The sequence below is a fragment of the Candidatus Methylobacter favarea genome (assembly GCF_902806695.1).
Lineage (GTDB): Bacteria > Pseudomonadota > Gammaproteobacteria > Methylococcales > Methylomonadaceae > Methylobacter_B > Methylobacter_B favarea.
Genome location: NZ_CADCXN010000013.1, coordinates 66358 through 82891, shown reverse-complemented (window position 1 = coordinate 82891; position 16534 = coordinate 66358). Strand labels below are relative to the sequence as shown.

At 45.5% G+C, this 16534-nt stretch carries 16 protein-coding genes and 1 pseudogene; 5 read left to right on the top strand and 12 right to left on the bottom strand.

What is annotated here, in order from left to right; all coding sequences use genetic code 11:
- Positions 1 to 266: pseudogene (locus HUX64_RS19515) on the bottom strand (helix-turn-helix domain-containing protein); the annotation flags it as partial.
- A gap of 305 nt (positions 267 to 571) precedes the next feature.
- Here HUX64_RS19515 and HUX64_RS02055 point away from each other — a divergent pair.
- Positions 572 to 1561, top strand: a complete 990-nt coding sequence (locus tag HUX64_RS02055) for a serine/threonine protein kinase (protein ID WP_174624578.1) — start codon at positions 572 to 574, stop codon at positions 1559 to 1561.
- A gap of 31 nt (positions 1562 to 1592) precedes the next feature.
- Here HUX64_RS02055 and rnhB read toward each other — a convergent pair whose 3' ends face one another.
- From rnhB to efp, 7 genes are all read right to left on the bottom strand, one after another.
- Positions 1593 to 2231 carry a ribonuclease HII gene (rnhB, locus tag HUX64_RS02050; RefSeq protein ID WP_343034368.1) on the bottom strand — a complete coding sequence of 213 codons (639 nt, stop codon included), beginning with the start codon at positions 2229 to 2231 and terminating at the stop codon, positions 1593 to 1595.
- Between the two features lie 15 nt (positions 2232 to 2246).
- A complete protein-coding gene (gene lpxA, locus HUX64_RS02045) occupies positions 2247 to 3017 on the bottom strand; it encodes an acyl-ACP--UDP-N-acetylglucosamine O-acyltransferase (protein WP_174624577.1) in 771 nt (256 codons plus the stop codon).
- A 2-nt stretch (positions 3018 to 3019) separates the two neighbouring features.
- Positions 3020 to 3463: a 3-hydroxyacyl-ACP dehydratase FabZ gene (fabZ, locus tag HUX64_RS02040; protein ID WP_174624576.1), complete on the bottom strand. Its 444-nt coding sequence runs from the start codon at positions 3461 to 3463 to the stop codon at positions 3020 to 3022.
- Positions 3464 to 3520: 57 nt separating this feature from the next.
- Positions 3521 to 4021: an OmpH/Skp family outer membrane protein gene (locus HUX64_RS02035; protein WP_174624575.1), complete on the bottom strand. Its 501-nt coding sequence runs from the start codon at positions 4019 to 4021 to the stop codon at positions 3521 to 3523.
- Positions 4022 to 4120: 99 nt separating this feature from the next.
- Positions 4121 to 6493, bottom strand: a complete 2373-nt coding sequence (bamA, locus tag HUX64_RS02030; protein ID WP_174624574.1) for an outer membrane protein assembly factor BamA — start codon at positions 6491 to 6493, stop codon at positions 4121 to 4123.
- 79 nt (positions 6494 to 6572) lie between these two features.
- The gene (gene epmA, locus HUX64_RS02025; protein ID WP_174624573.1) at positions 6573 to 7550 is read right to left on the bottom strand and encodes an EF-P lysine aminoacylase EpmA; all 978 of its coding nucleotides are present in this window, start codon (positions 7548 to 7550) and stop codon (positions 6573 to 6575) included.
- Positions 7551 to 7667: 117 nt separating this feature from the next.
- Positions 7668 to 8237: an elongation factor P gene (gene efp, locus HUX64_RS02020; protein ID WP_174624572.1), complete on the bottom strand. Its 570-nt coding sequence runs from the start codon at positions 8235 to 8237 to the stop codon at positions 7668 to 7670.
- A gap of 87 nt (positions 8238 to 8324) precedes the next feature.
- Between efp and epmB the strand changes: the two genes are divergently transcribed.
- Positions 8325 to 9344, top strand: a complete 1020-nt coding sequence (gene epmB, locus HUX64_RS02015; RefSeq protein ID WP_174624571.1) for an EF-P beta-lysylation protein EpmB — start codon at positions 8325 to 8327, stop codon at positions 9342 to 9344.
- Between the two features lie 13 nt (positions 9345 to 9357).
- Here epmB and HUX64_RS02010 read toward each other — a convergent pair whose 3' ends face one another.
- From HUX64_RS02010 to hemA, 4 genes are read right to left on the bottom strand one after another with little or no spacing between them, the layout of a single operon-like run.
- A complete protein-coding gene (locus HUX64_RS02010; protein WP_174624585.1) occupies positions 9358 to 9777 on the bottom strand; it encodes a M67 family metallopeptidase in 420 nt (139 codons plus the stop codon).
- A gap of 31 nt (positions 9778 to 9808) precedes the next feature.
- The gene (prmC, locus tag HUX64_RS02005; RefSeq protein WP_174624570.1) at positions 9809 to 10693 is read right to left on the bottom strand and encodes a peptide chain release factor N(5)-glutamine methyltransferase; all 885 of its coding nucleotides are present in this window, start codon (positions 10691 to 10693) and stop codon (positions 9809 to 9811) included.
- A 5-nt stretch (positions 10694 to 10698) separates the two neighbouring features.
- Entirely contained in the window at positions 10699 to 11784 is a 1086-nt protein-coding gene (prfA, locus tag HUX64_RS02000) for a peptide chain release factor 1 (RefSeq protein ID WP_174624569.1), read from the bottom strand.
- Positions 11784 to 13040: a glutamyl-tRNA reductase gene (gene hemA / locus HUX64_RS01995; protein WP_174624568.1), complete on the bottom strand. Its 1257-nt coding sequence runs from the start codon at positions 13038 to 13040 to the stop codon at positions 11784 to 11786. Before hemA ends, prfA begins: the two co-directional genes overlap by 1 nt.
- 288 nt (positions 13041 to 13328) lie before the next feature.
- On the opposite strand from hemA, the gene HUX64_RS01990 reads away from it, so the two are divergent.
- From HUX64_RS01990 to ispE, 3 genes are read left to right on the top strand one after another with little or no spacing between them, the layout of a single operon-like run.
- Positions 13329 to 15074, top strand: coding sequence for a tetratricopeptide repeat protein (locus tag HUX64_RS01990; RefSeq protein WP_174624567.1), 1746 nt, complete (start codon positions 13329 to 13331; stop codon positions 15072 to 15074).
- Between the two features lie 2 nt (positions 15075 to 15076).
- The gene (gene lolB / locus HUX64_RS01985) at positions 15077 to 15670 is read left to right on the top strand and encodes a lipoprotein insertase outer membrane protein LolB (protein WP_246246873.1); all 594 of its coding nucleotides are present in this window, start codon (positions 15077 to 15079) and stop codon (positions 15668 to 15670) included.
- Positions 15651 to 16532 (top strand): 4-(cytidine 5'-diphospho)-2-C-methyl-D-erythritol kinase, encoded by an 882-nt coding sequence (gene ispE / locus HUX64_RS01980; RefSeq protein WP_174624566.1) that lies wholly within the window; start codon positions 15651 to 15653, stop codon positions 16530 to 16532. The genes lolB and ispE overlap by 20 nt, the downstream gene beginning before the upstream one ends.
- The last annotated feature ends 2 nt before the right edge of the window (positions 16533 to 16534 follow it).

Genomic DNA, 16534 nt, shown 5'->3' with positions numbered 1-16534 from the left:
CTGCCACTGGCCGTGAGCCGGATAAGGGATGGCATGAGTCAGCACCGACTGTTCCGTCAGGTCATCGACCCGGTTTTTCAAGTTCCTGCCTTCGCCTTTTATCGAACAGGGATTCAACTCCGCCTTGCTCAACCGCTGCTTTATAGCGATACAAGGCAGCGGGACAAGCCCCGCGTCTTACAGGCCCTGGCTGCATTACCCCGCTCTTCCGCCACGTTCAACAAGCCGGCTTTAGGGGTGATGAGGCTTACCTTATTCTCAAGCATGAGGGCGACCTCTTGGGGTGAGATAAAAATTTCACAGGTCTGTCTCACTCGTAACCCTTCCTCTTTTCAAGAGCGCTGTCAGGTTAAGTCTGAACTATTACAAATAATTAAAGCAAATCTAAAATCTCCTGGCTCTGTAAGACCATGGCCGGTTCTCTCTCCTAATAGCCTCCTATGTTTTTATAAAGCTCTTTTTGAGGCTCGGATTGGCAATGCTGCATGACAGCCTGGAACAAATCCGATTTTATTGAAGAACTTAAACCTTCCATACCTAATAATGAGTATTCAGCGTTACAATGATAACTATGAATACTAATCCTATTCCTTTTTCAGCGCTTACCCCCGATACCATCTTAAATGCGCTTGAGAGCGTCGGTTTATATAGTAATGGGCGGTTGTTTGCGCTCAATAGTTACGAAAACCGAGTTTATCAGGTTGGACTGGAAGATGCATCCGCCATTATCGTCAAGTTCTATCGGCCTAATCGCTGGACAAAGGCCGCTATTATTGAAGATCATATGTTCGTTCAGGAACTGGCTGAATCCGAGATACCGGTAGTGCCGGCAATCCAGTTTAACGGCAATAAAACTCTGAACCAGTTCGATGATTTTCGCTTTTCGGTGTTTCCAAGACAAAATGGACGCGTTCCGGAACTTGAAGGGCGGGAAAAGCTGGAATGGATGGGGCGATTTATCGGCCGTATTCATGCTGTCGGGGCATTGAAGCCTTTCAAGGAGCGCGCTACGCTGGATATCGCCAGTTTTGGCGTTGAACCGAGGGAATATTTGCTGAGTAATGATTTTATTCCAGCCGATCTTCTGGAGGCTTACAGCAGTGTCAGCGCATTTGCCCTGGAAGGAGTAAGGCGTTGCTTTGAGCGGGCAGGCGAAGTAGAAATCTTGCGATTACACGGCGATTGTTATCCGGGTAATATTTTATGGGCGGATGACGGTCCTCATTTTGTCGATTTCGATGATAGCCGCATGGGGCCTGCAATACAGGATCTGTGGATGCTGCTTTCGGGAGATCGTTCGGAGATGGCTCAGCAGTTGAGCTATGTGCTTGCCGGTTACGAAACTTTTTATAATTTCGATTTTCGGGAATTACATCTTATTGAGGCGCTGCGCACCTTGCGCCTGCTCCATTATTCGGCATGGATTGCCAAGCGCTGGGATGATCCCGCGTTTCCTAAAGCCTTCCCCTGGTTCAATACTTCCCGCTACTGGCAGGATCGCATCATTGAATTGCGTGAACAGATTGCGTTAATGGATGAGGGGCCATTGGCGCTGGCTTGAAGATAATTAAAGTATGGCGGTAAAGTAGAAATTATTTCGCTTCCATCTGGATTATTATACTTTTCACCGGATTAAAGGTTCTTCTGTGTATATCTGAAAAGCCGAATTGTTCGATTTCGGCTAAATGCTGTTTAGTGCCGTAGCCTTTATGCTCATGGAATGAAAAATCGGGATATTCTTTGTAATAGCCGCACATGATTTTATCCCGCTCGACTTTTGCCAGTATGGAAGCGGCGCTGATCGCCTTCACTTTACTGTCCCCTCTGATGATTGCCCTGGCAGGAACGGCCAAATCGGGAATACAGTTGCCGTCTATTAAGGCTTCATCGGGTTGTACATGTAAATTATTAATAGCGCGCCGCATCGCAAGAAAGGTTGCCTGAAGAATATTGAGCTCATCGATTTCTTCAACAGTAGCTTGAGCCACAGACCAGCTTAAAGCGGTTTCCTTGATTATTATGGACAGGCTATTTCGCTTGGGCTCGCTAAGAATTTTGGAGTCCGCCAATCCTTCAATCGGCCTCATGGGATTTAAAATCACCGCCGCCGCTACTACAGGGCCTGCAAGCGGGCCGCGGCCTGCTTCATCAACGCCGGTAATATTAAAATTTTGAAAGATGCCTGCGCTATATCCTTTATTCAGGCAGCAATCTCTATCAAAACAGTTCAATTTCCGCGGCTCCGGCTATCGCAGTATGCCCCTGCTTACATTGCGCAAAAAGCTGACCATGTCCGACAGTTCCTTGCTTTCACCGGCCAGATCTTCCATCTGATCAATAGCATCTTCCAGCCGCAAATTCATCTTGTAGATTATCTTATAGGCTTTCCTGATTAAGCGAATGTCTTCGGGGGAAATGCCGTTACGCTCCATGCCCACGGAGTTTATGCCATGAGGCCTGGTGGGCTTGCCTCCTACCATGACAAAAGGCGGAATATCCTGGGTGATGGCGCTGCCCATCGCAGCAAAACTGTACTGGCCTATTTTGGTAAACTGATGAACCAGGGTGAAACCGCCCAGAATGGCATGGCTGTTCAGGCGGACATGGCCCGCCAATGATGCGCCGTTCGCCATAATAACTTCACTGCCAATAACGCAGTCATGAGCCACATGAGTATAAGCCATGAATAAATTATCATTGCCTATTCGCGTAATGCCTTGATCCTGTTTGGTGCCTCTGTGCAAAGAAGTAAATTCGCGTATTGTATTTCTATCGCCGATTTCAAGCCGGGTTATCTCTCCTGCATACTTTTTGTCTTGAGGATCTTCACCGATGGAGGTGTACTGATAGATGCGATTTTGTTTACCAATGCAGGTAGGCCCTTTAATAACTACATGGGGGCCTATGACAGTGCCGGAATCAATTCTTACATTAGCCCCTATAACCGAAAAAGGGCCGACAGATACATCACTTGCCAGCTCTGCGCTACTATCAATTACAGCGGTTGAATCGATCAACTTTACTCTACCACGGCCGCACATCTGATTTCGGCGCTGGCTACGAACTCGCCGTCAACTTCTGCCCGGCAATCAAATGCCCATACATTCCGTTTGCTTCTAATAAATTTGGCTTCCAGCATCAGCTGATCGCCGGGGACCACCGTTCTTTTAAATTTGGCTTTATCAATACCAATTAAATAATAAATCATGCCTTCCAGTTCGTCGCCTGCTGTTTCTGATGCTAACAAGCCGGTAGATTGGGCTAAAGCTTCCAGAATCAGTACGCCCGGCATAATCGGTTTTTGCGGGAAATGGCCCTGAAAAAAAGGCTCATTGTAAGTAACATTTTTTACCCCTAATAACCTGACTCCGGGTTCACACTCAACTACTTTATCAATTAATAAAAAAGGATATCGATGCGGTAAGAATTCTTGTATTTGTAAAATATCTAGCTTGACAGACATAGTATAGAGGGCTTTATGACAGGATTAGAGGAGGCTTTTAAGAATAAAAATTCAGTCTTATTCGGGCATCGTTGATAGCTTTTGCTGAACCTGGGCTGTGACATCAATCTGTTCACTGGCATATATAACGCCATCGGTCAGTAACAAATCAAAATCTTGAGCCTTAGCTATTGAACGAATAGCTTCAACTATACGACGCTGCAGCTTACCCAATTCCTCATTGCGGCGCACATTGAAGTCCTCGCTAAACTCCTGCTGGGAGCGTTTGGCATCTCTTTTTTTATTTAAAATAGTTTTTTCCAGATTGCTTCGTTCCGCATCTCCCATTACCGAAGCATCTCTGCTCATTTTGTCTTCCAGATTCTGGATTTCTTTTTGCTGTGCCACTAACTGCTTGTCTCGAGGCGAAAATTCCCGTTCGAGACGTTTCTTGGCCTTTTCAGCCTGGGGTGCTTTTTCAAGGACGGCCGGTATATTTACAAAGCCGATCTTTAAATCGGCAAAACTCGCAGTCGCAGTAAGCAGCAATCCTAAAAGTACAGCAATTTTTATTTTCATGGTTAAATCCATCTCCGGTTGATAATCAAATTAAATAGTTATTGTATTGATAAAAGTTTAAATTATAGGGGATAAGTCTCTTAAACTAAAAGGCTTCTTCTAGAAATTTTGGCCAAAGTTAAACTGGAAAATCTGTTTTTGATCGATTATTGCACCCGTAGGCGAGCTCGACTTTGCATTTAAAGGCACTGCTGCACTGACAGATAATGCGCCGAAGGGTGATAACCACTCTCCTGAAATACCTACCGAATATTTGAGGTTGTTTAAGCCGATGTTATTATCAATTCTTCCTGCATCAACGAATGTTCCCATCCTGACTGATTTTGTCTCCGCCAGGAAAGGCACAGGAAAAAACAATTCTGCATTGCCGATTATTTTGGTTGAGCCGCCCAAGGGGAATTGATTGGAATCTCTTGGTCCCACGGTGTTATTCTTAAAACCGCGTATAGAACCGGTGCCGCCGCCAAAATAGTTTTCAAAAAACGGTAACTTGTCAGTCTTGCCGTAACCGTTTCCGTAAGCGGCTTCGGCCTGTAGCCTAAAAGTAAAATCCCTGGTTAAGGGAAAATAAACCTGGTGTTTGTAACTGGCTTTATAATACTCCAGGTCGCTGCCGGGCACTGTCGCCATCGCAGAAAAACGCTGCTGCCCTCCCTTGTTCGGAAACAGGGCCCGGTTAAGCGTGTCATGCGTCCAGCTTACGGCCGGAGCAAAAGTCAGAAACGAATCGCCTGTAGCGTCAACTCTTGCTCGGGTGTTGGGATTTCCAATAGTGTTTGTTTTATTCGTACACTGATCTATACCGTTATTACCAAAGATAAAATCGCAAATTTCATTGGATGAAAAAGCTGTAGTGCTTAAATGGGTATGCCTTAAGTCAAAATCAAAACGTATCTGATCGAATTCATTTAACGGAATACCGAAATTCAAACCGGCGTTAGCGATATCGGTAGAATAATTGGCAATATTGACTTGTCCGGCATTCCGTTTTGTATAACCAAGATTATAGCCTTGACTTACTCCATCCAAAGTGAAATAAGGATTAAAAAACCCGAACTGATAAGACGTGGAATAACTGCTGTTGTTAAAGGCAATGTTCACTCGCTTGCCTGAGCCAAAGACATTATCCTGGGCAATATTGGCGTTCACTATAAGCCCTTGAACCTGGGAAAATCCTATACCCGCCGATAAATTGCCGGACGGCTTCTCTACTACCGTATAGTTCACATCAATCTGATCTGACGTGCCTACAACCGGCGGCGTTTCAACATTTACCGTCTCGAAATACCCCAACCGTTCAAGACGTGTTTTTGAGCGTTCAATTTTGGCACTGGAAGCCCAGCTTGATTCCATTTGCCGCATTTCTCGCCGCAACACTTCGTCACGGGTTTTAGTATTGCCGCTCATATTAATACGCCTGACATAGACGCGTTTGCCGGGATCAACAAAAAACGTCATATCGACCGTTTTATCGGCTTCCTTGATGTCGGGCACCATATTAACATTGGCAAAAGCATAGCCTTCATCGCCTAAACGCTCCGAGATTGCCTTCGAGGTTTCCGTCGCATTTTTCCGCGAAAAAATTTCCCCGGGGCCTAAACTTACCAGCTTGATGAGTTCTTCGGGAGCGACAACGAGATTGCCGGCCAGTTTTACTTTTTCCAGACGGTAAATATCACCTTCCTTTACATTAATGGTGACATAGATATCTTTTTTATCGGGCGTAATTGCCACCTGGGTGGATTCTATTGAAAAATTAATATAGCCGCGGTCCAGATAATAGGAGCGTAAAGTCTCCAGGTCTGCAGATAACTTTTGCTTGGAATACTGATCATCCTTGCTGTAAAAGGACAGCAAATTAGACGTACTCAATTCAAAGCTGCGCAGCAGCGTTTTATCATCAAAAGCCTTATTGCCGACAATATTAATCTGTTTAATCTTGGTAACCCTGCCTTCAGAAATCTTGATATGAATACCTACACGATTCCGGGTAAGATTGGATACTTCTGTTTTGATCTTTAATCCGTACTTGCCATGGCTGAGATATTGACGGCGTAGCTCCTGTTCAACTTTATCGAGTACCTGCCGGTTAAACACCTTGCCTTCAGACAGACCAATCTTATCCAGCGCTTTTTTCAGGTCATCCTTGCTAAGGTCTTTATTGCCTTCAAAAATAATTTTTGCTATCGATGGCCGCTCCACCACAAGAACAATCAATTTTGAGCCTTCCCTCTCGAGAGTGATATCCTTAAAAAAACCGGTTTTGAACAGCGCTTTAATGGCAGGGCCCGCATTATCCAAAGAAAACCTTTCACCCACATTGACGGGCAGATAGTTAAAAACGGTTCCCAGGGAAATACGCTGCAGACCTCTGACCTGAATATCCTCAACAGTAAATTCTTCATCACCTTTAACAGACTGGGAAACAAGCAGGCATAGCAACAACAAACAAGAAAAAGTGTTTAGTTTCATGTATAGGCGTGTAAAAATGAAACAGCATGGTCTAATATCAAAAAACCATCGAAGTATATCATAGTAATATTTTATCAACTTAAGCCCTGCGCATCGGAAAACTCAACACCTCATCAATTGCCGTGCTATCTGTCAGCGCCATCAGCAAACGGTCCAGACCTATAGCCATGCCCGAGCATTCAGGCAGCCCTGACTGCAGGGCCGAAATAAGATAATTGTCCTTGCTTGCGGCAGGCAGTTTTCTCTGCTGCCTGATAATGATCTCTTCATTAAAGCGCCGGTTCTGTTCTTCCGGATCAGCCAGTTCATAATAACCATTGCCCAATTCAATTCCATTGAAAAATAGCTCAACCCTGTCAGTGATGCGAGGATTATATTGATTGATTCGCGCCAATGATGACTGACAGGCGGGATAACCGTACACCATACACAAGGCATTGTTGCCCAAGTGGGGCTGAACTTTATGACTGAATATAAAATCCAGCCATACGCTATGATCCCTACGGCAAATAGCTGCCGCTTCAGGCAGGTGATTTTCAACTGCATAAGCACAGAACTCTTTATAGGAAAATACCAGAGGATTCAAACCGGTACAGGAAAGAAACAGCTCCTGATAACTGAATCTTTGCGGCGCATTTAAAGAGCGATGGGGCCTGAACAATTGGCCTGCCAATTCGTCAATTTCATCCATTAATTGAGGCAATTTAAAACCTACGCGATACCACTCCAGCAGGGTAAATTCGGGATTATGAAAGCGCCCGGACTCACCATTCCGGAAGGCTTTGCAGATTTGGTAAATTGAACCGCTACCGGCCGCAAGCAGCCGTTTCATGGCGAATTCGGGAGAAGTTTGCAGGAATAAAGTTTGTTGCAACGGCGGCAAACAATAGTCGGCAGTAAAGAATTCCAGCTGCGGATCAGTGCCGATGCCATGGCACAGAAGCGGCGTTTCCACCTCAAGCACTGATCGCTCTGAAAAAAAGCCCCGGATTTCCTGAAGTATCTGCGCTCTTAAATGCAAATGCGCCGGCGAGCAGGCAGGCCGCCATTCATCCATGTCAGTCCGGATTCCCTGAATGAAGCGGAAAAATGAAGTCGACGATAGTTAAATTACCCACGCAGTACAACGAGCCCTGACAATACTGTATTCAATTGCCTGCAAATATCATCAGCGCTATTCTTTTACCCGGGAGACGTACTCGCCGGTGCGGGTATCAACCTTAATCGCTTCGCCCTGCTGCACGAATAACGGCACTCTTACCACAGCGCCCGTTTCCAATGTTGCCGGCTTGCCGCCGCCGCCCGATGTATCTCCGCGCATACCGGGGTCCGTGGAAGTAATTGTCAACTCGACAAAATTGGCGGGCGAGACGGAAAGCGGGATGTCATTCCATAAAGTTACCGTACAAAAATCCTGATCTTTAAGCCAGTTGCTTGCCTCACCCACTGCTTTCTCATCAGACTGATACTGTTCAAAGGTGTCCGGCACCATAAAATGCCTGAATTCGCCATCGTTATAAAGATATTGCATTTCAACATCTACAACATCAGCGCCTTCAAGAGAGTCGCCTGATTTAAATGTCCTTTCAATCACGCGCCCGGTTTTCAGATTCCGGATTTTAACCCGGTTGAACGCTTGGCCCTTTCCCGGTTTGACAAATTCATTTTCAATAATCGAGCAGGGATCATTATCCAGCATGACTTTCAACCCGGCTTTAAATTCATTAGTGCTATAACTAGCCATTTTATCCTCGAGACTACAAACAATGAAAAATTTAACCATTATAATAGAGGCCATCAGTTCATAGGAAACTTTAAATAACTTGCTTTTATGACAGACCGACACAACGAAATCCTGCATTTTAGTAAAAACTGGCAGCAGCAACTTGCCGAAGCTTTTAATAAAATTGATGATTTATGTGATTATTTGAATTTATCGCCGGATGACTTGCCGATTTCACTAGCTGCCCTCGAAGACTTCGCATTACGAGTTCCGCTCAGTTTTGCGGCAAGCATGGAAAAAGGCAATCCCCATGACCCGCTATTACGGCAGGTATTGCCTGTTAAAGAGGAAGTGCAGATTTATCCAGGTTTCAGCATTGATCCCGTAGGCGATATTCAGGCCGTTGCGCAGGCCGGTGTTTTGCATAAGTATCAGGGGCGGGTTTTATTTATCAATACCGGCAGTTGCGCTATTAACTGCCGGTATTGTTTCCGGCGAAATTTCCCTTACGCTGAGTTGCAACTGACAAAACAAAAGGAAGCTGCGGCCATACAATATATTCGGGAAGACTCCTCTGTTGCCGAAGTCATTTTAAGCGGCGGTGACCCGCTGCTATTAAACGATGCACGATTAGCCCATCTTATTCAGCAATTAAGCGACATTAGGCATTTAAAACGCATACGAATTCACAGCCGTCTACCTGTCGTTCTGCCTGCCCGAATAACAGACGAACTGATTGATATATTATCACAAAGCCCCGTTCAAATCGTAGTCGTGATCCATTGCAACCATGCCAATGAAATAAATAAGCGCGTTATCCCGGCCTGCAAATCCTTGAAAGAAAATGGGCTAATACTATTTAATCAATCGGTGTTATTAAAAGGCGTCAATGACAATGCAGCCGTCTTATGCGACCTGAGCGAGAAATTATTCAGCCATGGCATCATTCCTTATTACCTGCATTTACTGGATAAAGCCTCGGGAACAGGACATTTCGAGGTTGCTGAAACAGAAGCCTTAAAACTTATTAGGCAGATTCAGGATACTTTGCCGGGCTATCTTGTTCCCAAACTGGTCAAAGAACAGGCTGGCGCCGCCTCAAAACAATACCTTTTTAGGCCAGCCTGACTTTCCCTTGTAATCAGTCCTCGCCTAGCGTCAATGCTACTTCCCATGCGCGTTTATGCTGTATTTTAAAACCCCGCATTTCCAGAACGCCTTTAGTTTTTAAGGAAATGATCAAATAAAGCGCTTCCGGGTAGGCCGCCAGTTCCAAATCAGTGCGCGAAGGGATTGCTGGCGCATTCGGATGGGAATGATAAATTGCAAAAAGCTCTTCTCCCTGAGCACGCATGGCAGACATGGCCGAGATTTGTTGTCCGGCATCAAGCAGAAAACGCCGGCGAGGTTGATCAGCCCGGTTATTAATGGGATAGCAACGGGTTGGCAGACCCTTTTTACCGCCGATCAGACCGCATATTTCAATAGCCGGGGTCTGCTGGGCAAAATGCAGTAATTGGTTGGTTATTTTGCGAGGAATCCTGATGTGTTCCGGCGTCATAATGATGGTATTCAAAGCGGTAAGGGCGAAGTCATTCATCCTGAACGACCAAAGCCGCCCGCCTGTTATAACTACAGTAATTCCATTGTCCGTAAGTCACCCGCGGCTGTCCTGATAAGTCTTTATAAGTTTGAATATTATCATAATTGAACTGTTTAAAAATTGCTTGCACCTGCTGCTGCTGGTTATAGCCATGCTCAACTAATAAATGTCCGCCCGGCTCCAGATGATTACGTGCAGTATCGGCGATGATCTGTATCTCATTAAGCCCCTGCCGGGAAGCGCGCAAGGCTGTTTGAGGTTCAAATCTGATATCGCCTTTCTGCAAATGACTGTCGTCTTCAGCAATGTAAGGCGGATTGCTGATAACCAGATTGAATTTAGCATCTGGAATGCCGGTCAACCAGTCGCTATGGTAAAAATCGATATGGGTAACATGATGGCTATGGGCATTAAGCTGTGCGATGCTTAGCGCGGACAAGCTTAAATCGGTGGCGCTGATTTTTGCGTGCGGACATTCCAGGGCCAGAGTGACGGCTATAATGCCGGAGCCTGTGCCCAGGTCAATAATTCTGACGCATTGATCGGACGGAATTAATTTTAAACTCAGTTCAACAAGCAGCTCAGTTTCAGGGCGGGGAATTAAGACATCCGGAGTCACATGAAAATCGCGCGACCAGAACTCCCGATTGCCAGTGATATAGGCAATAGGCATGCCTTTTTGCCGCTCTTGCATCAATGTCCAAAAGTGGTTTATATGTTCGGGCTCCAATTGTCGGTCGGGCCAGGCGCGAAGATAAGAACGGTCTTTATCAAGAATCCGGCAAAGTAAGATCTCTGCATCCAAAGCTGCCGAATCAGAACTGTCTGCGAGTAGGGCGGCCGCTTTTGCCAGCGCCGACTGTATGGTCTGCATTTACTTTAGTCTTCGCCAAGCTGGGTTAAAAGTTCTGCCTGATGTTCGCTAACCAGTGGCTGTATAACCTGTTCCAGACTGCCCTGCATAATATCCTCCAGTTTATACAGCGTTAAATTAATGCGATGGTCGGTTAATCGGCCTTGCGGGTAATTGTAGGTGCGAATGCGTTCGGAACGGTCGCCGCTGCCAACCTGCAATTTGCGCGTAGCTGATTGTTCGGCATGGTATTTTTCCTGTTCCGCCGATAACAGACGGGATGCCAGAAGAGACATGGCCCGGGCGCGGTTTTTGTGCTGGGAGCGCTCATCCTGGCATTCGACGACTACACCGCTGGGAAGGTGGGTAATGCGTATGGCTGACTCGGTTTTATTGATATGCTGACCGCCCGCGCCGGAAGCGCGGTAGGTGTCCACTTTAAGGTCAGCCGGATTTATATCAATCGCATCCACTTCCTCGACTTCCGGCATGATGGCCACGGTACAGGCTGAGGTGTGAATGCGGCCTTGAGATTCTGTTTCGGGTACGCGCTGTACCCGATGCGCGCCGGATTCAAATTTTAACTGCGAGTAAACATCTTGGCCAGAAACGCGCAGGATAATTTCCTTGTAACCGCCGCGGTCGCCAAGACTCTCACTGATGACTTCTGTTTGCCAGCCTCTTCTTTCGGCATAGCGTTGATACATGCGGGAAAGATCGCCGGAAAAAATAGCAGCTTCATCGCCGCCCGTGCCGGCGCGTATTTCCAGAAAAATGTTGCGATTGTCATGCGGATCCTTAGGCAGCAAAAGAACTTGTAATTCATGTTCCAATACTTCAATTTGGTGTTCTGCCTCACTGACTTCTTCTTTGGCCATTTCCCGTAACTCGGGGTCCGGGTCGTTGGCCATTTCTTTTGCAGAGGCAAGCAGGGCTTGTGCCTGCTGATAGCTTTTATAGCAATCAACCAAGGGGCTGATTTGCGCATATTCCTGGCTTAATAAGCGAAACCTGTTTTGATTGTTTTGTACTTCCGGCTCTGAAAGTAAGGCAGCAATTTCATCATAGCGCTCACACAGATTTTCCAGCCTGTGTTGGATAGAGTCTTTCATCAAGTTTTTTTCAATTTAAAAATTTCTCTGGCTGCGGCAATCAAGTCGTGCCTTTCGTTCTCGGCTGCTTCCCTGATTTGTATGCTGGGCGTATGAATCAGTTTATTAGTCAGGCTATGAGCGAGCCGGTTAAGGGCTTCTTCAGGAGAAAGGCCGTTTTTTAGCAGACCCAAGGCTTTTTGCAAAGCTTCATCGCGGGTTTTTTCCGCCTGGGAGCGGTAGTCGCGAATAGTCGATTGCGCGCGTTGGGAGCGTAGCCAGGTTAAAAAATAGTCCACCTGAGTATCGATTATTTCTTCAGCCTGCTCTGCAGCCTGCCGGCGCGAGTCCATATTCTGATCAATAGTGGCTTGCAAATCGTCGATTGTATAAAGATAGACATCCGGCAGCTGTTCAACTTCAGCTTCGATATCCCGGGGAACGGCAAGATCCACCATGAACATGGGCTTGTGTTTACGTTGTTTAAGCGCGCTTTCAACACGGCCTTTGCCAAGAATCGGCAGTTGGCTTGCGGTCGAAGACACCACGATGTCAGCTTCAGCTAAATGCCGGGGTAATTCAGCCAAAGCAATGGCATAACCGTTAAACTGCGTGGCTAGGGTATGGGCTTTATCATAAGTACGGTTGGCGATTATAATGCGGCCAATGCCTTGCTGAGACAAGTGTCTGGCGGCAAGCTCTATGGTTTCACCGGCCCCTATCAACAGGGCGGTCTGTTCGCTGAGTTTATCAAAAATTTGCTGGGCCAGTTGCACAGCCGCAAAAGCAACCGATACCGGACTGAAGCCTATGGCAGTATCCGTCCGTACTTTTTTGGCAGCGGAAAAAGTATGCTGGAAAAGCTTGCCCAGCTGCTTGCCCAAAGTTCCTGCTTCATAGGCGGCCTGATAGGCGGTTTTCATCTGGCCGAGTATTTGCGGTTCGCCCAAAATCATCGAATCCAGGCCGCAGGCCACTCGAAACATATGCCGGCAGACTGACTTATCAGTATGGTAGTATAAATAGGGTGTAAAATCTGCGGCTTTTATTTGTTTGCTTTCGGCCACCCAGTCAATAAGAGCCTGCTGGTTCGAAGTTATCGAGGCACAGTAAAGCTCGGTGCGATTGCAGGTTGAAAGAATAGCTGCTTCACTTATTTCCTTGATATTCCATAATTCCAGTAGCGCCGTTTCCAGAATTTCGGCAGGGAATGCCAGGCGTTCCCGAATGGAAACCGGCGCGGTATTGTAATTAATCCCTACTGCAAGAAGTGTCATGATGTTGATGGGTCAGTGTTTATAATTGTCAGGCCGCTAAAACAATAATATATGTTGATCTTATATATTCGTGTGTTGATTTAGAAATTCAGCCGCTTTGCTGTAGTCTATGTTTCTTAAGTATGCTGAAATCAGATAATTTTAAGGAAATACCCGGTATATTATGGCGCGCGTCTTTCAAAAAATATAATAGTTTTATCCATAAGGAATAAATCGGCTGTCTGTATCAACCGCTTCTTCTTATAATCTATAACAAAATATATAGTAAGTAATAAATAGGACTTGGGTGTGTTAATTTTTCGATTGTTTTCAGTAATAACCTTTATTTTGCTTATTGGCTGCGCCAGTTTACCGGCAAAGCCCAAGGTCTCAAAAGACGCTGTTACGCCTGTGAAAGTATCCGTCATAAAGGCCAAGCCCAAGCCCACGCAAGCAAAAACAGATATTGAGCCTGAGGTGCTGTTTATGCTCTTGACAGCAGAACTTGCAGGACAAAGAGGACAATATGACATTGCTTTTGAAGGCTATATGGAAGCCGCCAAGCGGATTAATGACCCAAGGCTTGCTGAAAGAGCAGCCATGATTGCCATGTATATGAAGGACAGCAACAAAACAGATGAAGCTGTCTCTGTGTGGCTGCGGCACGATCCTAAAAATCTGGCGGCAAGAAAAATTGCTGCATTATCGGCATTTAGAGAAGGTAATAAGCAAAAGGCTGTTGAACATCTGGATGTCTTGCTAAAAGCTGATCCTGCCAGTTTTGAAAAAACCTTGTTTGAATTAGCAAGTACGCTGCAGAAGGACGGCAATGTTGCATTTACTTACGAGGTATTGGAAGCATTATCGTTAAAGCATCCGAATCAGGCAGTCATATATTTTATTCAATCATTATTAGCCACGGAGATGAAAAACAGGGAACTGGCTGAAATGAAAGTCCAGCAGGCTCTGGTTATCCAGCCTGATTGGGATAAGGCGCTCATTCTTCAAGCTCAAATAGCAGTTTTTTCAGGCGACCTGGATAAGGCAAAGAGATTGTTAAGAAATGCTTCCCTCAAGTATCCGGAAAATGACAAAATTAAAAAACTTTTGGCCCAGATTTTAATAAAAGCAGGTAAATATGAAGAGGCCGGTGAAATTTATAAGGAAATAATTTCGGCTAATCCCAAGGATAGTGAAAGCCGGTTTGCCTCGGGATTGGTAAATCTGCAATTAGACAGAGATGGAAAAGCTGAAGACATTTTTAAAAAACTGCTTGACCAACCTGACTGGCAATATCAGGCAAGTTTTTATTTGGGCAAAATAGAAGAAAAACGAGGACATACCCAAAACGCGCTGGCTTGGTTTGATAAAATTACTGACGGGCCATTGGTTTTTGAGGCATCAATTTCAGCGGTTTCCTTACTTGCAAAAAACAAGCAATTTGATGAAGCCGACTCGCGGTTAAGTCTATTGCAAAATCAGTTCCCTAAACAAAAGTTGCGTATCATCCTGATGCGAGCGGAGTTGTTGAGTCAGCAAAAACACTATGAGCAGGCTTTCAATCTGTTGACTACAGCACTGGCTGAGCTGCCTGATCAAAAAGAACTGCTTTATACCCGCGCGCTAATGGCCGAGCGCATCGGTAAGCTGGATGTACTGGAAGCTGATCTGAAAAAAGTCCTTTCTCGGGATCCGGATAACGCCGAAGCTTTAAATGCATTGGGATATACCCTGCTGAACAAAACTGACCGCTATGCTGAAGCAGAAAAATATCTGCAACATGCCTTAAGATTACAGCCCGATGAAGCAGTAATCCTGGATAGCTACGGATGGCTTCAATTTAAATTGGGCAATGCAGAAAAAGCTTTGGGATATCTTCAGCAAGCCTATGCCAAACAGCAGGAAAATGAAATAGCCGCCCATCTTGCCGAAGTATTATGGACTTTAGGTAAAAAATCTGAAGCCAAAAAGCTATTTACCAAAGCCATTAAAGATGCGCCGGAAGATGAATACCTATTGGATTTTCAAGTACGAATCTTAAATAATTCAAAATAGCAGTGTTAGTTTTTAATCCAAAGCTGTATGCCGGCGGCTGCCTGTTGTTTTTAATGGCCGCCTGTTCTACCCTCCCCGTCGCGCCTGAAGCAGGTTATTCAAGAACTGCAAGACTTCATCTTTACCAGTTGCAGCAGTGGTCGTTTGAAGGCCGGCTTGCCCTAACCGGGAAAAATGACTCCTGGTCAGCAAATATAATTTGGGAACACAGTCCTGACGAGGAGAAAATAAAGTTATCCGGACCCCTGGGTCAAGGAACAGTGGTTATTAATTTAACAGGAGACTTTGTTACCGTGAATCAGGGCGATGGTAATGTACAATCGTCCACACAGCCGGAAGAATTTATTAATCAGCAACTGGGAATGTTTGTTCCTGTACAGTCGATGCGTTATTGGGTAATAGGCTTGCCCGAGCCTTCCAGCTCGTTTAAAGAAATTCATGATGGCTTTAAACAGGCAGGATGGCTTAATGAATACAAACAAATGCAGCTTGCCAATAATGAAATTATGCCTCGAAAAATGACGGTAATGAATGCTCAGGTTAAATTAAAATTAATTATAGACAAGTGGATACTGGATGAAACAAAAGCCAAATAATCACTCCGCATGGGCTGAAAAATGGCCGGCTCCGGCCAAGCTAAATTTGATGTTGCGTATCACAGGCCAAAGAAGTGACGGTTACCATTTGCTGCAAACTGTTTTTCAGTTTACTGGTTTATGTGACTGGCTTAGCTTTCATCCGGTCGATAACGGCAAAGTCAGCTTGAAAAAAACTATTCCAGGTGTTCCTGAATCGGATGATTTAACAGTCAGAGCCGCAAAACTGTTAAAAGCCGAAACAGGATGCGAACAGGGCGTGTGCATTGAAGTAGAAAAAAACTTGCCGCTCGGCGGCGGCCTTGGCGGCGGCAGTTCTGATGCGGCAACGGCGCTGGTAGTATTGAATGAATTATGGCATTTAAAGCTTTCCTCGGAAAAATTGATGGACCTGGGTTTGACTTTGGGCGCAGATGTGCCGGTCTTCGTATACGGGCATTCCTCGTGGGCGGAAGGAGTGGGTGAGAAGCTAGAAAAAATTCGCATTGGCGAGCAATGGGTCATTATTATAAAACCCGCTTGCCGCGTGGATACAAAACAGATTTTTTCAGCTAAAAATTTGACACGAAATAGCAGATCAATCACAATACGCGACTTTACAGAGGGGGAGCATCAAAATGATTGCCTCGCTGTAGTTTGTGAACTTCACCCGGCTGTTAAAAAGGCGTTGGTTGATTTGTCTGCATTTTCAGAAGCAAGGCTAACCGGAACCGGGGCTTGCGTTTTCGCACAGTTTGAGTCAGAAAATGCGGCGCTGGAAGCTTATAAATTCCTTAAAGATAAATGGCAAATTTATCTGACTAAAGGAGTAAACGAATCGCCTTTGTTTTCAAAATTGAAGCTTGGAAAATATATATCTTGATT